The organism is Serpentinimonas maccroryi, assembly GCF_000828915.1.
Classification (GTDB): domain Bacteria; phylum Pseudomonadota; class Gammaproteobacteria; order Burkholderiales; family Burkholderiaceae_C; genus Serpentinimonas; species Serpentinimonas maccroryi.
Map to the genome: position 1 here is coordinate 1 of NZ_AP014570.1, position 16,368 is coordinate 16,368.

Genomic DNA, 16,368 nt, shown 5'->3' on the forward strand with positions numbered 1-16,368 from the left:
AAGGAGTCGAAAAATGATCCCACCCGCAGATGTTGTTGCTGCCCGAGTCGAGATGATGAGGCAGGCGCGAGCGAAAAGGGCGCAAGAAGAGATTGATGCGCAGGCAATGAAGCTGGGGGGCTTGCTGCCAGATAAGCACAAGCAGGTGGATTTCTTTGTAGCGGATTTGGTGGATTACGCGCTCAAAGACGACCAGGCGACGATGGAGGCTCCCATTTTTTCGCTCACCACGAGAGAGGACAAAAAGCTCTGGCGCTGGACGAGCAGCGACGGCAAAAAGACCGTCGAGGTTGCGCCCGGCTTCTACGGGCGCGCCACCCAGCACGACAAGGACGTGCTGATCTACTGCACCAGCCAGCTAGTGGCCGCGCTCAACGCAGGCAAGAAGCTCCAGCGCGTGGTGCGCTTCACGGCATACGATTTCCTAGTGGCCACGAACCGAAACACGCGAGGCGACGACTACGAGCGGCTGCGTGACGCGCTCAACCGGCTGGCGGGCACGCAGATCACGACCAACATCGTGACTGGCAAGAAGGGCGGGAGGGCGGCTAAGGGCTTTGGCATCATCGATACTTGGGAAGTCGTCGAGAAGGCGCCCGGCGACAGCCGCATGGTAGCCGTCGAGGTGAAGCTGTCGGACTGGCTGTTTAACGCGATCAACGCGAAAGAAGTGCTGACCATCAGCCGCGACTATTTCAGGCTGCGCAAGCCCTTGGAGCGCCGCCTGTACGAGATAGCGCGCAAGCACACGGGGGCGCAGGGGATGTGGGACATCGGGCTTGAAGCCTTGCGCGACAAGTGCGGTAGTACAGTGGCGCGGCTGCGCCAGTTCCGCGCCGAGCTGGAGACCATCATCAAAGCCGACACACTACCAGAGTACCGGCTGACTCTCACCAGTGACGGCAAAGTGCGCTTCTACACGCGAGACATACAGCAGCTTGCAAACTGCATCTTGAAAGGCAAGAAATGAGCGGAATTTTTACAGTGACCATCGGTGAAGAAAACGGGATGCCATCCGTGGCGCTGGCCATAGCTGGAGTGTTTAGGCCGGACAGCGACGTGTCGCAGATGGTGACCAATATTGTGGGCGCGCTGTTTGCCTCGATAGACGAAATTAATGCCAAGGGCACAGACTACAAGTTTGCGATCATTGGCGACCCGCCGACCCGGAGCGAGCCCGAGAAAAAGGCCCCCAAGGCCCCCAAGGGGCGCAAGCCAAGGGCGCCGAAAACTGTGGATAAGTCGGTCTAAGCTCGCGGTTTCACACGCGCATTCCTCGCGGTTTCACACGCGCATTCCTCGCGGTTTCACACGCGCCCACTATCGCGGTTTCACACGCGCAAACGTTGTGTAACCCGTTGACTTGGTTGAGGTTGTTCAACCCGTAACATGCGCGCGCGCTTTAACCTTTTAACAAGGTTTTAACTCGCATGCGCGCGCGAGCACACGCACACACGTCCACGGACAGCACCCAACAGCCCCCCCGCAAGCGGGGGGGGATGTAAAGAGGCGCTAACGCGCCCCCCCGCTGCGCCGCTCGACGTCCACAATCGCGCGAGCACGCGCTCAAACCCTGCCCGGGCGTGCCTGCTTTTGTATTCAAACAGCCGGTTTAACAATGGGTGGGTGACGGCGGCAGCTTCGATCTCCGCTGCCGCACGCCCAAGAACGGCTTAAAACTGGCCTAGAAGCGTTTTTATGAGCTTGGTGATGCCCGAGGTATCAATCGACACCAAAAAACGCGCCAGAGAGGCCAGGGTACAGCACCCAACTAGGCGTGCGCTGGCAGGACTTGGCGTAACTACAAAACGCAGCTACACTACGGCCACCATGGAGATCGAATGGGACGCCGACAAAGCGGCGCGCAACCTGACCAAGCACGGCGTTTCCTTCGAAGATGCCGCGCTGGTTTTTTACGACTCCAACCGGGTCGAGGCTTACGACGGGCGCGCAGACTATGGAGAGGACCGCTGGGCCACGATCGGCTTGGCCTACTGCGCCGTGCTCTACGTGGTCTATACCGTTCGACACGAGCACACCATCCGCCTGATTTCAGCAAGGAAAGCCAATGCCAGCGAAAGAAAGCACTATCGTCAAGCGCACCCTTGACCTCAAGCGACCGCCGCGCTTGGGCACCGAGCAAAAGGCGCGACTGGCTGCCGTGGCCTCGATGCCCGATGAGCAGATCGACTACAGCGACGCACCTGCACTACCCGATGCGGTCTGGATGAAGGCGGCGGCAGAGCTGCCCCATGCCAAGAAGCAAGTGACGCTGCGCATCGATGCCGACGTGCTGGCGTACTTCAAGCACGCCGGCAAGCGCTACCAGTCGCGCATGAACGCCGTTTTGCGCTCCTACGTCGAGGCGCACAAGGCTCAGGCCAAGTGATAGCGCATGAAAGCTATAGGCTGGTGTACGAGATCGACGGCAGCACGGTTTGGATACTGGCCTTGGTGCATACCCGCCCGCCGGTGGCCACCAGTGACGGCGTAGCACGCGGGGCGGGGTGTCTGCACTGCACGACAAGCTACACCCGGCCTGCGCTGGCACCTATCGGTTTGTATGCGGGCTGGGCTGCGGTTGCTCGGTTGGACTGCGCCTGCCCTGCTGGCCCCTACACCGGCGGCGGCACCCTTGATTTATCGTAACTGTGTAACGATAAATGGACAGGCAGTCGCCGCTCTTTTGGCCGCCCGCTCCGGTATTTGGTATCTGTTAAACAGGGTGGGGGAGCGTCAGGCGGGGCGAAACCGCAGTCCCGCGCCCCGGCGCGGGTTGTCCACGGCGCGCCCGCGCGCGGTGGACAATGCGGTTTTGCACGGCCGCTGGCCGCTAGCGCCGGGGGCGGGGCTCCGCCCCCGTCCGCTGCGTGCGCAGCGCGCCAGTCGGTGGAGTTGCCGCCTGCTGCGGTTTCGCTGGCGCTGGGCGTGATCCTCACGCTGCTGCTGGTCATGGGGGCGGGTGCCTGGCGGCAGGGCAGGAGGGTCGCCGGGTGAAAAGGTCAGAGCGCGATAACGCCGGACAAAGGCCGCATGGCCTTGTCGAGCGAGGCCGTGCCGGTGCAGCCGGCCGCCGCATTGCGCGCGACGATCAGGCAGTCGGAGAAGTCCGCCTTTCCGTTGCGGAACAGTGCGAGCGCCGCCGCAACGGTTTCGCGTCCATCGACGACATAGGCGGCGTTGCCCAGTATCGCGTCGATAGCCGTGCCGATATCGGTGCGCCCGTAACCGAACACGGTTTCAAGCACCCAGACCATCTCGACCAGCACGACCGTATCGACAAAGAAATCGCACCCTTCCGCCGCCTGTGCGGCGACGAACTTGCGCGCCTTGGTCACGTCCGCCGAGCCGTCGTCGACCAGCACGCGCACCAGCACGTTGGTGTCGAGACCGATCACTTGGCGCCCCGCGCAAAGCGCTCTGCGGCACGTCCGGCGACTGCGGCGCGCATGTCCGCAACGCTGACTGGCCCGCGCAGCGGTTTGGGCAACACGGCGCAGACAGCGAGCGGATCGCGCGAAACCGGCACGACGCGGATCGAGCCGTCGTCCTGCAAGGCGAAGTCGAGACGTGCGCCGGCATCGAGCCTGAGCGCGGCGCGGATCGGCGCGGGCAAGGTGACTTGTCCCTTGCTGGTGAGTGTGGCGAGCATCGTCATTTCCTTTTGAGGTTGGTTATGTCTTTCAAGTTTAATTTAGTAAGGAGTGCGTTACAAGGAATGTCCTGTTCGCTACTTCTTACCTCTGCCTTCGCCGCCGACCCGGACTCCACCCTATGCTGAGCAAAGGGTGGGGTAGTTCATATCACTGGGTGCAGCGTGCAGCGCACAGCACCCAGCTCAACCCTTGCTCGCTGGCCTTTCAGCCTTGGGTGCCGCCACTGGCCGTTCGGCCAAGACTTGCACCAGCTCGGCCCGCTGGCCCTCGAGGGCCTCGACCTGGCCGCGCAAGCGCGCCGCATCCTCGCGCGCTGCTTGCGCTTCACTGCGTGCTTGGGCCAGCTCGGTGCGCAAGCGCTCGAAGGCCTCGGCGTCGGATCTGATCGATTGCTCCGCAGCGGTGAGCCGTTCGCGCAACTGGGCCAGCTCGACCGCCTGCGCTTGTCCGTGGGCTTGCGAATCGGTGAGCTTGCCGCCCAAGGCCTCGACTTCCGACCTGGTTGCATCCAGCGTTTTCTCGAGGTCGTCAACCGTGGAGGTGGCGTCAGCCAGCTCGCGTTCGGCTTGCTCGCGCTGCTCGCCGGCGGCGCGCACAACCTCGGCCACTCGGCGCTCGGCAGCTTTGACGGCTTTGTCGTTGAGCTCGACTGCAAGTGTGGTGATGCGCTCCTTGAGCGCCGCCGTGACCGCTGCAACCTCGTCGGCGACCTCCACGGGCAGCTCGGCCAGCGGCTGGGCCTGCGCGGTGGTATTGCTCGCTAGGTACTCATCCCACACCTGACGCAGCCGCGCCGGGTTGCCGCCGCCGACCCGTTGGCGCAGCGCAAAACCGGTGACATTGCGCCCGGCGGCTTGTAGGGACTGACCGGCCGCGATGATGGCCTCTGCGGGGAACTCGGTTGGACGCATGGCGTGCTCCTTTGTGGACGATGCCTAAAGTATAGCACAACAAACAAACAAATAAAGAAATAAACAAACAAACAAATTTTGGAGGGGTTTCCCGCCGCCGGCCTACCGGGTGACACGCTGGAACTGGCCCGCCGGCTGCCGGTCCCCGTTGGACAGCGCTGCCTAGGTCAAATTGCAGCAGCCATATTTGTCACTATGGCGCACTAGGTCAAGCACCACTAGGAGCAAGCCAAGGAAGCCCGCAGCGCAGCAGGCTCGAGATGGACAGCGCCCGGCTTGGGCTAAAGATGGCGCTCAGCGTCCTGCCGTTGATGCAGGACTCGAATCACGTCCAGATGGTCAGGGTAATTCAGAAAATAGACTACGTGCGAGCCGCACAGGTACTTTTGGAAGTCCGGCAACACCTCGGCCGGGCGACCGTGCTTTGTCCCTCGGGCCAGCGCATAGCACGCATCCCGAATGGCATCGATGTAGTTGTCGGCTTGGTCTGGCCCCCACCTATCGGCGCTGTAGTCCCAAATTTCGCCAATGTCGGCCTGCGCCGCTGGCGAGAACGCAACAGCCTTCACTGCGGCTGCAGCCCTGCACGCTTACGGGCCTTGAAGGCCTCGAAGTCGAACGCGCGCGGCTCGCCGGATTCAAGGCCAGCGCGTAGAGCATCTTGCAGCGCCTTCACCTTGGATTCGTGCTCTTCCAGCAGCCGCAAGCCTGCCCGGACAACATCGCTGGCCGAGCCGTAGCGCCCGCCTTGCACCTGGGCATCGATGAAGCTGGCGAAGTGCGTCCCGAGGGATACGGATGTGTTTCGGCTCATGAGCGTTCTCCTGTTGACGCGCCAATAATACCAACCTTTGGTACATCCTGTTGGGAGGATTGCGGGCGCACGGGGCGTGGCGGTTGCTTCTCACCCACTCGCCCTGACGGCGGGACTTGCACCACCAAGAAAGCGCCCGTGCCGGGCGCACAAAAGAAAACCCCCGACCATCGGGCCGGGGGTTTGATTGAACATCGCGCGAAAATCGCGCACGCTTGAGCTGCGGCTTGCGCCGCAACTTAGATTCCCCCAAGCCAACGGCCGGGGGTGTAGATCAGGTCATGCGCAACGCGCATGCCGCAGCCCCGGCTTGCGCCGGGTTTTCTTGACTCACACGATTACACTTCTCGCCGCGCATTCACTGCGCTCAACTACGCTTCGCTGCCACGCTTGCTGTAGTTATCTTTGTCGGCCCCTGCCAGGGCTTTCAAACACACACACTCACTATAACGATCGACTCGCTGCCTCACGTGCCGGTTTTCCCGGACTCGCTGCTCACTTTCGGTGGCCAAATGTCCTTGCGGACAACGCTCTCAACGTGGTCAGTTACGCATCCGTCACGATTAGTTTTTCGGGTTCGCTTCCCGCGCCGCGTGTGCCTACACGCGACCGTCGCAGACAGAGTCAGTTTCAGATATACACTTGGTTTTTGGATGGATGTCGCGTTCCCGCAGCAATAGTACCTAGCCTTTCGGCTTTCTATCCGCCTTTCAGCAGATTCGATTTCGGGGGCTCGAAGAGGGTCAAGCGGCTCCCTTACTCAGTACTGCGCTGTGATACCAGGTGTGCAGGCATTTCAGCCCTACCACGCGACGTTATTCTTATTTTTCTCACCATTGGTTCGCACCCTTTCGGGGTGCTTTTCCGGCTTCGCTTCCCGTGACCTCGCCAGCTTGCGCCAGCTCGTGCCCCGCAACGCCTTGACCGCTTGGTCAATCGTGCGATGCGCTCTCTCCGCGCTTTACGTATGCCGTCACCAATCACGTTATACCCTCTCGAGCATCCCGTGTCCCAGCGTCCATTGCTGGGTCCGTGTATTCCTAACTTTACGCACCTATTCACAAATCAAATTGGCATGGGCTGATGCACAGGGGTTACTCGCTTTCGCGGATTAGTCCTACGCATACTCCCTCGCACCCGGCGTGCGGCTACTAGCTCGCACCGGGCGCCAATCGATCTCCCGCAAGTGGCATTTCTTGCGGTGGGCACGCATTGCGCGTGCGGTGTGTGTGTTATCGACAATTCTCTGTTAGCGTAATGCAGGTGGCAGCCTGCACTATGCGCACAGTATGCGCATAGTGCAAGCGGCGTGCCCGCACCAGGGGCCCCAGAGATGCGTTCCACGCAACCAGGTGAGCGATAGACGTGGTTCCGGGGGCTCACTCCGGCGTCTGATATGTGCCGCTGGCGCGGCAAGGACGGCGGGTCTAGACCCGCCTTACCCCCTTCATTTGTGTGCTTCGCACAGACGGCCTTGATAGCCGTACACACGCTGCTTATAATGACTTAGCGACGACGGCTTGACGCCTCGGCACTTCGTGCATGCAGCTACTCTTGCCCCGACCCCGACTGATAACGAAGCGCCATGAAAATTTATGACCTCACCACCGGCCTGCAAGCCGTGCTGCTGCACTTCCAGCGCGGCTACGTGCTCACGACAGAGTGCCCGATCGTGGTTCACGCCGACAAACGAGATAGCCTGATGGAGAAATTCATCGAGGTTTATGGCGTCAATTTTCCCGCTTGGAAACGCTATTCCCGCAAGCTCAAAGGCCTACCGAGTGCTGTTGCGCTTGACCTATCTGTATTAGGTCAACCGCACTCACGGCAAATTGTGTTGCTATCGACCGCATTTGATGACCGACTCCCCAAAGACGCGCAGTGGCGGCGTGAAAAGTGGGTGCCGCTAAAGCGCGTGCAGGATTTTGTGCTGTCGAATGAAGTCGGCAGCGACAGGCAAACGTCGCTGAGCTGGAGGCTTGCGCCAGAAGTAATCGCGCCGCAGGCGCGCTACTGGCTCAAACTCATTAAAGAGCAAAAGGCCAGCGCAGCAATGATGCACATGCGCGAAGCTGTAGAGCTATACCCCGCTTATGCCGGGGTCAGGAAGCAACTCAAGCAAGAGATAAGCTCGCTCAAAAAGCTGATCGAGCGCAAGTACAAGGTGCCTTACACGGGGCCAGACCCGGATAAATTACCGATCATCGCTGGTTTTCGCGCCAGTGCGGATCGGGGCTTGACCAAGTGAGCCGCGCAAGCCAAAAAGAGCAGAGAATTGAACCCGTCCGGAATCCCTGGCTTCAGTCATCGGCCAGCAGCTTGTCTACCGAGCCACCCCGCGTCACGCGGTCGGAGCGGCTATCTGTAATCGCTTTTTCGGTTTCCTTCCTGCCCATGTGCTTGCCCTTCTATTTGATGCTGGCCGCCAGCGCGGCGAGGCGCTGCGGGTCGCGTGTTTCGCACTCCAAAATTACTAGGGCCGTCCATCCAGCTTCCGATTCCAGTAGTCCGGCCGCGACTTCGGCCGGTCGTCCGTTTTGCAGCCGAGATGCTGATTTCAGAAACACACATGCATGAACAGCGTTACTCGGTAAGGGGTGTTTGTGAACACCGCCAAGCCTTCGCACGGCTCGCTGGACGGGAAAAATGCGAGAAACTTCTGTTTCTGGCAGCGGTTGGGCGGGCGCGTGGGGGTGGCTAAATTGAGGTCACGGATTCAGGGTAGAAGTAGATGAACTCAAGGTACTGGCCCTGGCGTGGAGTGAAGGGGGACAGCATGCTCTGCGGCGCTGTGCGACGGCTAACGTGGAGGTCACCGGCGCTGCGCGGCTTTATCGCGCAGCGTCCGGTGGACCGCAGGGTTATGCCTTTTTGCCACCAACGGTCGCACGCGGGCTTAGTTGCCGAGACAGAACATCTCGTTGCAGCGGTTGCAGAGGAAGGAATTGTCCCAAGTGGCTTTCAGCGAAGGCCAGACCTTCCCGTTGTATTGGAAGGCGTGGTAAATCCAGCCTGCGGAGGCGGCAAGCCAGCCAACGGTCACCACACCCCCAACGATTTCACTCTTGCCACCGAGGAACATTGAGACCAGGAAGGGGGATAGGAAATCCAACCGCATGAGCACAAGTATGGCACACGTTTGGGGCGTCTCAGGCATGCACACAGGGGACTGCTGGGTTGATTTCTCAAAGCCAGTTGCCCGAGATTTTTCGGTATGACCCGTTTTTGGCGGTGACAGGCGCAGCGCTGCCTCGCAACGTTGGCAAAACCACTGTTAACCGCTGTTGCCACCCTACCAACTGACGCGCTGATCGACCTCGAAGTCCGGGGCCGGTTGGGTCGCTTCATCCCAGTCTGGGGCTGGCTCCACGCCCTCTGCGGCTTGCGCGTCGCACTCGTCCCACAGTGGCGGCCCGCGTGCCGGGGTGATGTGCGGCGGCTCCGTCTCCACCCCGATGTGCTCCAGTATTTGGCGGATATCGGCACTGTGTGTGATGAAGGCGATGATGTGCATTTGCCCGCCGCAGATGGGGCACAGCAGCGGGAACACCTCGTAGATACGGGCCATCAGCACCGCCCACAAATAGTGCGCCGGGCGCTTGGGTGGCACCGGCTGGGCGGGCTCGGTCTGGGTTGGCAGTGGGCTTCTTACCCCAAGTGCGCCCTCGCCTGCAGCCGTGCTGGCTGGCTCGGCTTGCACCTGCGCCGGTTTCACCGCTGCATCACGCGCCAGCGCCGTGACGGCAGGCCTCAAGGGTGAGTTCGGTGCCAGCACGCCAAAGTAGCGGTGGCGGTGCGTGCGCGGCGGGGGCACCAGCTTGGCGATACGTTCAATCAGCTCCAGCGGGGTGAGGGTGATCTCATCGGCCTTTACGCCGCGCTTGTTGTGAGGCAGGCTGCCGGGCTCGCTGTGCTGCTTGGCGCAGCGGTAGACCAGCTCGCTGCCCGCTTTGCGCAGCCGCTCCATGGCAAACGGCGGGCGGGCGCAGTAGCGCAGCAGCCGCTCCAGCCCGGCGCGGTCGTGCGCCGCTATGCACACGCTGGTGTCCGCCGAAAACCCGCTGTGCTTGTAGCCCAGCATCTCTTGGGCCTCGAAACTCTCCAGCAGGCCCCGTCCGACAAAGGCGCGCAGGATGCGTTTGCGTAAGCTGGCCTGCACCTGACCCACGGCATCCGCAGTCACGCCGGTGGCGGGGTGGAAGATGATGCGCGATGGTGAGCTTTGAGAAGCTGCATCAGCAGCATCGACCTCCTCGCCCGCCACTTCCTCAAACACGCCATCGACTGCGCAGACATGGAAGTGCACATGCGCATCCGTGAGGCCGAGCCTTTCGGCGGCCCCCGTCGCGACGAGCGGGATCGCCTGGATGCCCTTCACCGCCGAGCGCGGAAAGACCGGCGTCTCGACGTCGCCGCGCACCAACACGCGCCCGCCCTGCGCATCGACGACGCAGACGTCGACGCGATGGCGCGATTCGACGAGCGGCCCGCGGGTGATCTCGACGGTGACGGGATCGGACATGGTTCTTCTCGACGCTCCGGTATGGAGCCCCGGTTACACCGATCCGCGCCGCACGTCACCCCGGCGCGCGCGCCATCAGGATCGGCACGATCGAGGCGAGCAGCATCAGGCCGAGCACGATGTTGAAGGCACGCATGCGGGCGGGCGTGTGGAGGAAGCGGGCGATGAAGCTCCCGAACGACGCCCAGGTCACGCTCGAGCCGAGCCCGACCAGCGTGAACACGGCGACGATCGCCGCGACCTCGAATCCGAAGCCGGCGGTGGTCGTGTAGGCCGCGATGGCGCCCGTCGCCATCACCCAGGCCTTGGGGTTCACCCATTGGAACAGCGCCGCCTCGACGAAGCCGATGGGCTTGCCGACATTGCCCTCCTCCATCGAGCCGCCCGCCATCACGAGCTTCCACGTGAGGTAGAGGAGATAGGCCGCGCCGACGTAGTTGAGCGCGTAGTGCAGCCAGGGCAGGGCCTGGAACACGGCGCCGAGGAAGATCGCGATGATCGCGATCATCACGGGAAAGCCGAAGGCCACGCCCATGATGTGCCGCCAGGTGCGCGAGAGCCCGAACTTGGCGCCCGACGTGACGAGGAGCAGGTTGTTGGGTCCCGGTGAGAAGCTCGTCGAGATCGCGAAGAGAACGATCGCGAGGAGCCAGGCGCTCGTCGCCATGTGAGGTCGTCCGTCAAGTGCCGTGAGCGGAGACGGGGGCGGCCGGCACGTGCCAGCCCCCGTCGTGGTAATCGTACCCGCCGAGCTCGTTGTCGCCGATCGAGGGGTCGCGCGGAGAGGCGTAGTACACCCGAACCTCGACGATTCGCCCCTGCTCGTCGAAGGCGAAGACGTCGACGCCGCGGAAATACACGCCGTCCTTCGGCTTGACCGCGGTCCATTCGGCGATCGCGGTGCGGGCCGCATCGTCCGCGTAGACCCGATCGGCGATCCAATAGGCGCCGGTCCTGGCCGCGTCCTCGCGCCAGCGGGCGAAGAGGCTCTCCACGTCGTGGAAGGGGCCGAACATGCCCTTGGGGAGGTAATGGCCCGCATCGGGCGCGAAGAGGCCGAAAAAGAGGTCCCGGTCGCCGCTGTTGCAGGCCTCGAAATAGCGGGCGACGGCGCTCGCGAGAGGCGATGCGCTCGGGCTCGGAACCGCGCTCGTGCTCATGCCGCGAGCCTCCGGGCCTGCGGGCGCAGCTTCTCGCCGAGCGCGCCTTCGTCGAGGCTGAAGGCGATCGTCGGCGCGCGTCCGACGAGATCGTGGAAGAGGCTGCCACGCAGGATCTCGGGCACGCCGAAGCGGATCTCGCCCGGGCCCGGTGCGGGCAGGTAGCGGCGCACCATCGCCTCGGCCGCCTCGAGGTAATCCGCGTCCGGGAGCCGCTCCAGCGCCTCGACCTCGGCGGCGAAGCGTGCGCCCGCAGCCTCGACGGCGAGGAGATCGACATCGAGCCGCCCCGTCGAGGACACGCCGATCGCCCCCGCCTCGGCGAGATAGGCGAGGAGGAGGAGACCGGTGCCGGAATCGAAATTGCGCGACCAGTCCGGCTCGCCCGGATAGCGCATCGTGCGGTCGAACAGGATGAACTCGGCCACCATCGCGCCATGAGGCACGCCGCCCGCCCGGCAGACGCGGAAGGATTGCAGATCGACCTTCAGCTCCTCCAGGAGGCCCGTGAACCAGCGCGTCTTCACGCCGATGTGCTCGTCGAAGGAGCGCGGGCCGCGATGGTGGAAGTAATCGTGCAGGTAGCCCCACACGCAGCGCGCCTCGTAGACGTCCCGCGCGTCGGCGCCGCGCGAGGCGACGAGCGCCTCAGGCCGCCCGACGCGGTCCCACGAGGGGATCGTGATCGTCTCGTAGATCGCCTTGAACTTGTTGAAGAAGAACAGCGCGTAGAGCTGCTTGTCGGGCACGTCGGGCGCGGCGATGTTCTCGGGAAAGAAAACGATGTTGTTGCCGCGCGTCAGGCCCGGCGAGCCGGCGATCAGATGCGCGGATTGGCAGATGTTCTTCGGGTGCGGGAAGCCCGCGTACAGGGCACGATAGGGCGCGTCCCCCGGCTCCTCGCGCAGCGCCAGGAAGCACTCGAACCGGTAGCCGACGCGCCCCCCGTTCGCCAGGCGCAAAGGGCCGAAGAAGAAGAACGGGCGCTCGTCTTCCGGCGCGCGAAGCGCGTCCCGCGAGCGCGAGAAATCAGGCCGGCCATCGGCGCCCCGCGCCAGCCAGTCTCGCGTATCGGCGACGAGCGCCTCTCCATACGTGCGCGCGCCGAGACCCTCCGCGATCCGCGCGGCCTCCTCGGCCAGAGCCGGCAGCGCGGCCCGCGCGGCCTCGCCCGCCGCGTCCGCGCGCAATCCGCCGTCGGGCTCCTGCGCCGCGCCGACGCGGGCGACGTCCTCGACGAGCCTCCCGATCATGCCGCCCTCCTCGCGAGAGCGCGATGCGCGTGGATGGTGAAGCCCATCGGCACCGGGCCGTGATCGACGAGGATCGCGAGCCCGTTCGCCTCCGCGGCAGGGCGAGTGGTGATGCAGCCGTCGACCTCTCCCGCCGCGCAGGAACGCGCCGCGGCGGCGTTGCTCGTCGCGAGCACGACCTCCACGCCCGCCGGCACCAGCGCGCGCGGCGCCGGATGCGAGGCGACGCGGGTCGGCCGCACGCCGGGCTCGCGCGCCGCGAGCAGCATCGGAAACGTATCGAAGAGGAACTGGTCGGCGAGCACCATGCGGTCGAGATAGGGAAAGACGAGGCCGTGGAGATCCGGATAGACCACGCAACCGAGCAGCGCGGAGCGCGGATCGTCCAGCACGCGGGCCATGCCCTCCTCGAGCGTGCGATGGAGGACGATCTCGACCGAGAGGCCCCGGCTCGCCGCGTAGTGCCGTGCGGCCGCTTCGCAATTGGTGCCGGTGGGTCCGAGCGTGTGAATGGCCGTCAGCTGCGCGAGTTCTGCGGGAGGGGACGACATGGTGCATCTCCTTTGTAATCATGGATTGCACCACAATGCCACGGTTGTTATCCTTGTCAATCTGCTGGTTGTTTAGGTCTGTTCATTCTATGAAAAGATGCGCGCCGAGGCAAGGCGCCTGCGAGGCACGTCGCGGCACACTCGCGCGAGCGCGACGTCGCGGGCCATTGCGGGGATAGGAAATCCAACCGCATGAGCACAAGTATGGCACACGTTTGGGGCGTCTCAGGCATGCACACAGGGGACTGCTGGGTTGATTTCTCAAAGCCAGTTGCCCGAGATTTTTCGGTATGACCCGTTTTTGGCGGTGACAGGCGCAGCGCTGCCTCGCAACGTTGGCAAAACCACTGTTAACCGCTGTTGCCACCCTACCAACTGACGCGCTGATCGACCTCGAAGTCCGGGGCCGGTTGGGTCGCTTCATCCCAGTCTGGGGCTGGCTCCACGCCCTCTGCGGCTTGCGCGTCGCACTCGTCCCACAGTGGCGGCCCGCGTGCCGGGGTGATGTGCGGCGGCTCCGTCTCCACCCCGATGTGCTCCAGTATTTGGCGGATATCGGCACTGTGTGTGATGAAGGCGATGATGTGCATTTGCCCGCCGCAGATGGGGCACAGCAGCGGGAACACCTCGTAGATACGGGCCATCAGCACCGCCCACAAATAGTGCGCCGGGCGCTTGGGTGGCACCGGCTGGGCGGGCTCGGTCTGGGTTGGCAGTGGGCTTCTTACCCCAAGTGCGCCCTCGCCTGCAGCCGTGCTGGCTGGCTCGGCTTGCACCTGCGCCGGTTTCACCGCTGCATCACGCGCCAGCGCCGTGACGGCAGGCCTCAAGGGTGAGTTCGGTGCCAGCACGCCAAAGTAGCGGTGGCGGTGCGTGCGCGGCGGGGGCACCAGCTTGGCCCAAGCCGGGATGATCGACCAGGCGGCCGGCTTTCTCTGCAAACAGTTCATCGAGGGCCAGCGCGGCGGCCGGGTTGTCGGCCTCGATGTAGTTATAGATTTCGTCGCGGTCTTGCGTCGCCTCGGGCGTCCAAAACAATTCCATCATTCGGCAGAGGCTTCAAGCCGACGACGTGTTGCTGCCCGCTTGGCCGCAAACTCGGCTTCGACCTCGGCTGACTGGATCAGGTTGCCGGCATTGGCCGAATCTAGGCCGATTTGCACCTGGCGATGGAACCAAGCGTCATGCGCTGCTGCTTCTTGCTGCTGCTGCACAAAGTCGCGCATGAAGTCGCGCAGAAGCTGCGCGGCGTTGCGGTCGCGGTTTTTGGCTGCGCTGGAGAACTCGGACTTCAAGGATTCGTCGACCCTGAAGGTAAATGTTGCATCGCTCATAGCGCGCCCTTATGTGTTACACGATAAGTGCATGGTAGCACACTGCCTGGTGCGCTGAAGTTGTCTTGCGGCGTCGCATAAGTCCTAAGTTGTGCGACAGGCCGTGCTGCGGATTTTTTTGCTAAGCGTGGCCGTGTTGCATGTTTTAGTTGCATAATTGCGAACACTTGCGACTAAAACCGGAGACGATTGACCATGAAGGGCATGAACACACCTGCTGCGCTCGACCTAGAGGGCGGGCGCTTGCTGCTGGGCTATGCCCGCGTCAGCACCGATGGCCAGGACTTGAGCAACCAGCGCGCCGACCTGCATGCGGCTGGATGCTCCCGCATCTACGCCGAGAAGATCACCGGCACCAGGCGCGAGCGGCCTGAGTTGGCCCGGCTGCTCGATCACCTGCGCGCCGGTGACGTGGTGACTGTGGCCCGGCTTGACCGCTTGGCCCGCAGCACGCGCGATCTGCTGGACATTGCCGAGCGCATCCATGCCGTCGGTGCCGGCCTGCGCAGCCTGGCCGAGCCGTGGGCCGACACCACCACCCCGGCTGGGCGCATGGTGCTGACCGTGTTTGCCGGCATTGCCGAATTTGAGCGCTCTCTGATCATCGACCGCACCAAGTACGGCCGCGAGGCGGCCAAGGCGCGGGGCGTGAAGTTTGGCCCCCGCCCCACCCTCACCCCGGCACAGATTGCCCATGCCCGCGAACTGATCGACCAGAGCGGGCGCACCGTGAAGGATGCAGCCGCCTTGCTGGGCGTGCATCGTTCGACGCTCTACCGGGCGCTGGGGCACAGCGAGAGCATCAGCAGGTAGGTGAGGGAGCCGACACCTAGCGAGATGAAGGGGGCTTTATGCGCGATGCGAGGCGAACTAACCCGCAGTCGAAGCATGAAGAAATGAGTATCAACTTCTTTACTCATTTACGTTTTGTGGTATGATGCTATGAAGTTAGAATCATTGGCGCATTTACACAGGAGCCCGAATGAAGGTTATCGCCGTGCTGAACCAAAAGGGTGGGTCTGGGAAAACGACCATCGCCACTCACCTTGCCCGCGCCTTGCAGCTTGCCGGCGCTGACGTGCTGCTGGTCGATTCCGACCCCCAAGGCAGTGCCCGCGATTGGGCGGCGGTGCGGGAGGATCAACCGCTAACCGTGGTCGGCATCGACCGCCCGACCATCGACCGCGATCTAAAGCAGATCGCCCGCAAGGATTTCGTCGTGATCGACGGCGCCCCCCAAGCTGCCGACTTGGCTGTGTCTGCTATCAAGGCGGCTGACTTTGTGCTGATCCCGGTGCAACCCAGTCCTTACGACATTTGGGCTACCGCTGACCTGGTGGATCTGGTCAAGCAGCGCATCGAGGTCACAGACGGTCGCCTGCAAGCAGCCTTTGTGGTGTCCCGAGCCATCAAGGGCACACGCATCGGCGGCGAAGTCACCGACGCGCTGACGGGTTATGGCTTACCCATCCTAGCGTCGCGCATCACCCAGCGCGTGAGCTATCCCGGCACTGCCGCCGTCGGCACCACCGTCATGGATTCCGAGCCGGGCGGCGATGCAGCGGCCGAGGTCCACGCCTTGGCGAACGAGATTAAGCAAAAACTCATTTGATAATTTGAGGAATTGAAAAAATGAGCAAATCAGTTAATACTCTAACCGCCGGCCGCCCGAGCGCCCGGAGCAACAAGGCTGCCACCCTTGCCAGTCTGGCCGACGAGGCCAGCACGAAGCGCGTGAATTTCGAGCTGCCGGCCGAGCAGCACACGAAGCTGAAGATCTTTGCGGCCAAGCAGGGTAAGACCATCAAAGAGCTATTGACCGAGTACGTTGGCAGACTGCCTGAGTAATTGAGCGTAAAAGCAAATGAGTATTTGTGCAGCTTTGGCGGCCACAGAACAGGCAAAAAAGTCCGGTGTGTTGAGCAGCAGCCCGGCCTGCCCGCGCTGTTTTGCGGTCAATCGCATTTTTTGGGCATCCCTTGGCCTAAGCCAAGCAAAGCCCATGGGGCTGGAACCATGACGCCAACCCAGCAAGCAGGGGAAAACACATGACCAAGCGCAGCAACGGCCCGCAGCAGGTTGGCGACCTGCTGTCTAGATTGAGAGAGGGGGGCGACGTGCGCCAGCTGGCGCAGCGCGTACACGCCGCCGGCATCTACAGCTAAAG

Annotated in this window: 20 protein-coding genes and 2 pseudogenes; 9 read left to right on the forward strand and 13 right to left on the reverse strand. The window is 63.1% G+C overall.

Features of this window, described 5'->3' with window-relative positions:
• The first annotated feature begins 13 nt into the window (after nt 1-13).
• From SMCB_RS11935 to SMCB_RS13155, 5 genes and pseudogenes are all read left to right on the forward strand, one after another.
• Nucleotides 14-970 (forward strand): replication initiator protein A, encoded by a 957-nt coding sequence (locus tag SMCB_RS11935; protein ID WP_082027494.1) that lies wholly within the window; start codon nt 14-16, stop codon nt 968-970.
• The gene (locus SMCB_RS11940) at nt 967-1,251 is read left to right on the forward strand and encodes a hypothetical protein (RefSeq protein WP_029463527.1); all 285 of its coding nucleotides are present in this window, start codon (nt 967-969) and stop codon (nt 1,249-1,251) included. Before SMCB_RS11935 ends, SMCB_RS11940 begins: the two co-directional genes overlap by 4 nt.
• Nucleotides 1,252-1,830: 579 nt before the next feature.
• Nucleotides 1,831-2,109: a BrnT family toxin gene (locus SMCB_RS11945; RefSeq protein WP_029463528.1), complete on the forward strand. Its 279-nt coding sequence runs from the start codon at nt 1,831-1,833 to the stop codon at nt 2,107-2,109.
• Nucleotides 2,069-2,389: a BrnA antitoxin family protein gene (locus tag SMCB_RS11950; protein ID WP_045538175.1), complete on the forward strand. Its 321-nt coding sequence runs from the start codon at nt 2,069-2,071 to the stop codon at nt 2,387-2,389. The genes SMCB_RS11945 and SMCB_RS11950 overlap by 41 nt, the downstream gene beginning before the upstream one ends.
• Nucleotides 2,389-2,494: pseudogene (locus SMCB_RS13155) on the forward strand (type II toxin-antitoxin system RelE/ParE family toxin); the annotation flags it as partial. The gene SMCB_RS11950 and the pseudogene SMCB_RS13155, both read left to right, overlap by 1 nt.
• 508 nt (nt 2,495-3,002) lie before the next feature.
• Here the strand turns inward: SMCB_RS13155 and SMCB_RS11955 are convergent.
• The 5 genes from SMCB_RS11955 to SMCB_RS11975 form a co-directional block, all read right to left on the reverse strand.
• Nucleotides 3,003-3,398 (reverse strand): PIN domain-containing protein, encoded by a 396-nt coding sequence (locus tag SMCB_RS11955; RefSeq protein ID WP_029463530.1) that lies wholly within the window; start codon nt 3,396-3,398, stop codon nt 3,003-3,005.
• Nucleotides 3,395-3,652 (reverse strand): AbrB/MazE/SpoVT family DNA-binding domain-containing protein, encoded by a 258-nt coding sequence (locus tag SMCB_RS11960; protein WP_029463531.1) that lies wholly within the window; start codon nt 3,650-3,652, stop codon nt 3,395-3,397. Before SMCB_RS11960 ends, SMCB_RS11955 begins: the two co-directional genes overlap by 4 nt.
• A gap of 186 nt (nt 3,653-3,838) precedes the next feature.
• Entirely contained in the window at nt 3,839-4,567 is a 729-nt protein-coding gene (locus SMCB_RS11965) for a DNA-binding protein (RefSeq protein WP_034112471.1), read from the reverse strand.
• A 281-nt stretch (nt 4,568-4,848) separates the two neighbouring features.
• Nucleotides 4,849-5,136, reverse strand: a complete 288-nt coding sequence (locus tag SMCB_RS11970; RefSeq protein WP_029463533.1) for a type II toxin-antitoxin system RelE/ParE family toxin — start codon at nt 5,134-5,136, stop codon at nt 4,849-4,851.
• Nucleotides 5,133-5,381 carry a type II toxin-antitoxin system ParD family antitoxin gene (locus tag SMCB_RS11975; RefSeq protein WP_029463534.1) on the reverse strand — a complete coding sequence of 83 codons (249 nt, stop codon included), beginning with the start codon at nt 5,379-5,381 and terminating at the stop codon, nt 5,133-5,135. Before SMCB_RS11975 ends, SMCB_RS11970 begins: the two co-directional genes overlap by 4 nt.
• A gap of 1,585 nt (nt 5,382-6,966) precedes the next feature.
• Here SMCB_RS11975 and SMCB_RS11980 point away from each other — a divergent pair.
• Nucleotides 6,967-7,629, forward strand: a complete 663-nt coding sequence (locus tag SMCB_RS11980; protein ID WP_029463535.1) for a hypothetical protein — start codon at nt 6,967-6,969, stop codon at nt 7,627-7,629.
• A 1,044-nt stretch (nt 7,630-8,673) separates the two neighbouring features.
• On the opposite strand, the gene SMCB_RS11990 is transcribed toward SMCB_RS11980, so the two are convergent.
• The 8 genes and pseudogenes from SMCB_RS11990 to SMCB_RS12025 all read right to left on the reverse strand — a co-directional run bounded on the left by SMCB_RS11990 (nt 8,674) and on the right by SMCB_RS12025 (nt 14,201).
• Nucleotides 8,674-9,903 carry a transposase gene (locus SMCB_RS11990; RefSeq protein ID WP_268747546.1) on the reverse strand — a complete coding sequence of 410 codons (1,230 nt, stop codon included), beginning with the start codon at nt 9,901-9,903 and terminating at the stop codon, nt 8,674-8,676.
• A gap of 55 nt (nt 9,904-9,958) precedes the next feature.
• The gene (locus SMCB_RS11995; protein WP_029463538.1) at nt 9,959-10,570 is read right to left on the reverse strand and encodes a LysE family translocator; all 612 of its coding nucleotides are present in this window, start codon (nt 10,568-10,570) and stop codon (nt 9,959-9,961) included.
• A gap of 13 nt (nt 10,571-10,583) precedes the next feature.
• The gene (locus SMCB_RS12000) at nt 10,584-11,063 is read right to left on the reverse strand and encodes a nuclear transport factor 2 family protein (protein WP_045477517.1); all 480 of its coding nucleotides are present in this window, start codon (nt 11,061-11,063) and stop codon (nt 10,584-10,586) included.
• Nucleotides 11,060-12,316 (reverse strand): DUF6421 family protein, encoded by a 1,257-nt coding sequence (locus SMCB_RS12005; protein WP_052369219.1) that lies wholly within the window; start codon nt 12,314-12,316, stop codon nt 11,060-11,062. The genes SMCB_RS12000 and SMCB_RS12005 overlap by 4 nt, the downstream gene beginning before the upstream one ends.
• Nucleotides 12,313-12,867, reverse strand: a complete 555-nt coding sequence (locus tag SMCB_RS12010; protein WP_045538176.1) for a type 2 periplasmic-binding domain-containing protein — start codon at nt 12,865-12,867, stop codon at nt 12,313-12,315. Before SMCB_RS12010 ends, SMCB_RS12005 begins: the two co-directional genes overlap by 4 nt.
• 368 nt (nt 12,868-13,235) lie before the next feature.
• A pseudogene (locus tag SMCB_RS12015) lies at nt 13,236-13,781 on the reverse strand (IS91 family transposase); the annotation flags it as partial.
• Nucleotides 13,666-13,911 (reverse strand): type II toxin-antitoxin system RelE/ParE family toxin, encoded by a 246-nt coding sequence (locus tag SMCB_RS13160; protein WP_231851300.1) that lies wholly within the window; start codon nt 13,909-13,911, stop codon nt 13,666-13,668. The gene SMCB_RS13160 and the pseudogene SMCB_RS12015, both read right to left, overlap by 116 nt.
• Nucleotides 13,911-14,201 carry a CopG family ribbon-helix-helix protein gene (locus SMCB_RS12025; RefSeq protein ID WP_029463543.1) on the reverse strand — a complete coding sequence of 97 codons (291 nt, stop codon included), beginning with the start codon at nt 14,199-14,201 and terminating at the stop codon, nt 13,911-13,913. The genes SMCB_RS13160 and SMCB_RS12025 overlap by 1 nt, the downstream gene beginning before the upstream one ends.
• 204 nt (nt 14,202-14,405) lie before the next feature.
• Between SMCB_RS12025 and SMCB_RS12030 the strand changes: the two genes are divergently transcribed.
• From SMCB_RS12030 to SMCB_RS12040, 3 genes are all read left to right on the forward strand, one after another.
• Entirely contained in the window at nt 14,406-15,014 is a 609-nt protein-coding gene (locus SMCB_RS12030; RefSeq protein ID WP_029463544.1) for a recombinase family protein, read from the forward strand.
• Nucleotides 15,015-15,183: 169 nt separating this feature from the next.
• Nucleotides 15,184-15,813: a ParA family partition ATPase gene (gene parA / locus SMCB_RS12035; protein WP_029463545.1), complete on the forward strand. Its 630-nt coding sequence runs from the start codon at nt 15,184-15,186 to the stop codon at nt 15,811-15,813.
• 20 nt (nt 15,814-15,833) lie between these two features.
• A complete protein-coding gene (locus SMCB_RS12040) occupies nt 15,834-16,049 on the forward strand; it encodes a chromosome partitioning protein ParB (RefSeq protein WP_029463546.1) in 216 nt (71 codons plus the stop codon).
• Nucleotides 16,050-16,368 lie beyond the last annotated feature (319 nt).